This is a genomic window from Dysgonomonas sp. Marseille-P4677 (genome assembly GCF_016652235.1).
Classification (GTDB): domain Bacteria; phylum Bacteroidota; class Bacteroidia; order Bacteroidales; family Dysgonomonadaceae; genus Dysgonomonas.
The window spans coordinates 1-2,194 of the sequence record NZ_JAEPKU010000246.1; the positions used below are offsets into that span (position 1 = coordinate 1).

Consider the following 2,194-nt stretch of genomic DNA (forward strand, 5'->3'; position numbering starts at 1 on the left):
CAGCGAGTATTTTGTAATGTATCTCAAAATTAAGTAAAACTACTGAGAAACAATCCAGACTTCGCTGTTATAACAATTTAAAAATGATTTCTAATATCCACTTTTTCCGGCAGGACTACCATTTAGAGTAGCACAAAAAAGAGGTTGTTCTCCATATCTTTGACATGTACCATCTACAGGTAAAGCTGCCCCAGTAGATAAAAATCTATAAAATTGGCATGCACTACCCCATTCCTTTCCAAAACAAGCTTTTTCCTGATCGCTCATATCTCTACATTTTTTTTTATTGAAAGGCCATATATTACCATTACTAACACAGACTTGATATCCTCCTCCACAGTCACGATCGTTATTACACTCATCTTTCAAAATTGGTCCCATACTAGACTCACTACTAGCGGAAGACCCATAATACCAACTAGCGAAATGTGAACCCATAGTACCTCCAGAGTCGCTACTATTATTGAAACTTACCACCCTTCTTAATGAAATTTCGATAACAAGTTTTCAATTTTCTGTCCCATTTCTTCAGGGCTTAGCCTCCCTGTGAATTGTTCCTGTAGCTTACCTTCTTGATTATAAAACTGATAAGTAGGAATTGCATCAAAATTAAAGTTATCCAAAAGATATTCCCATTCTTCCTGTTCCAAATAAAAATGCTCTCCTCCAATACCTTTAATCTTCTCTGCCCAAGTTTCTTTAGGAGATGACTCGGTGGTAATGTAAACAAACACAACATCTTTATTAATATATTTTGCTTTCATTTCTCGGAATTCGAATATCGCATCTAGACATGGTCCACACCATGTAGCCCAATAATCAAGAATAATAACTTTTCCATTATGTTTAGAGATTATAGTATTTAACAATTGCTTTTCGCCAACGTCTGGAGTAGAATTTATTATTGTTTGATGTCTATTCTTATCAAGCATCATTATTTTCTCATTTTCACGTAAGAGTATTTTTTCTATTTCACCACCTTTATAATATTCATTAATATTCTGAATCTGTCTATTTGATAAAGGCTTCATCTCATCATTGAACTGTTTGACATATGCATTACAGACTAGTACGTCATAGAATATTCCTTTCTCAAAGCCAACAAGTCCTGATAATATATCTTTTGTTTGTCTCATCCAGTTATCCAACGAGCATTCTCCAATTGAAGGAATAGATAAGGTCTCATTCTCTAACAACATTTGGATGATATATGAGAATTTCTCAGTGTATAAATAGTTCGGATTGTTAAGATTAAATTCCTTCAAAAAAATCCAATATGAAATATCTGGAGATGGAGGAATATAAGTTGCAGAATCTAATTTTCCTTTTATTTCTATCTCTGTTATTTTATTTTCAATTCTATAAAATGTAGTGTACATATTCCAAATATCACCGCTAAAGTGTATAAACTGTGGTATCCGCATGAGTTGGATTTCTTTATCAAATTTTCCGAGAGCTTTTTCTGGTATTATTTTATCCTTTCTTAGAATTTTTAATCTATTTTCTAAATCATGCTTCAATGCAAAAGGAATATATTCTTTGGGGGCTGCCATAAATTTTTTTAGTGTATCTAAATCATAGTGTCCCCAGGCAACTAAGCCCAAAGGGTCTGCCGCAAGAGCTTTACCAAAAGTATCATACCAAGAATCTATTTTTCCAAAAAGAATATCTGGTCCATCAATTCTTTTTATATATAATCTTTCATTTTTAAAGTAAATATCAAATATTGTTTCCTGGCCGGAAACTAAAGAGAAAACATAATTGTTTTGAGCCGAAAGCTTTATATAGCCAAAAGCAGGGGATGTCTCTATAGGTATTTCTAATGAAAAAGTTTCATCACCATTTATCTCAACCTCTATCCTTTCCGTTCGTCCTGTTAAAGGATAAGACATATAAATGTTAATAGTTTTAAAATTTTTATTCTTTTTGAAATCATTAAATCCTATAAACTTTCCTGATATTCTTACACTTTCACAAGTTATTATCGGAGTAGGTAAATGATCGTTCGCATTTGTCGAATTACAAGAAGGAAGAAAGCAGCCGAAACAGGTACATAAACAGAATATTAACCCTACTATTTTTCTCATATAAAATTATATTTTTACTAAATTAACAAATAATGGGATAATATAAAAATAGCAGCGAGTATTTTGTAATGTATCTCAAAATTAAGTAAAACTACTGAGAAACAATC

General features: G+C 32.0%; 2 protein-coding genes. Both read right to left on the reverse strand.

The window, feature by feature from the left end; genetic code table 11:
* Positions 1-90: 90 nt before the first annotated feature.
* Positions 91-477 carry a hypothetical protein gene (locus JGH11_RS19780; protein WP_201114656.1) on the reverse strand — a complete coding sequence of 129 codons (387 nt, stop codon included), beginning with the start codon at positions 475-477 and terminating at the stop codon, positions 91-93.
* A gap of 5 nt (positions 478-482) precedes the next feature.
* Positions 483-2,087, reverse strand: a complete 1,605-nt coding sequence (locus tag JGH11_RS19785; RefSeq protein ID WP_201114658.1) for a TlpA disulfide reductase family protein — start codon at positions 2,085-2,087, stop codon at positions 483-485.
* Positions 2,088-2,194: the final 107 nt, after the last annotated feature.

Excerpts from the sequence above, each read along its gene's own strand:
- JGH11_RS19785 (WP_201114658.1), bottom strand. The coding sequence starts at position 2,087 with ATGAGAAAAATAGTAGGGTTAATATTCTGTTTATGTACCTGTTTCGGC.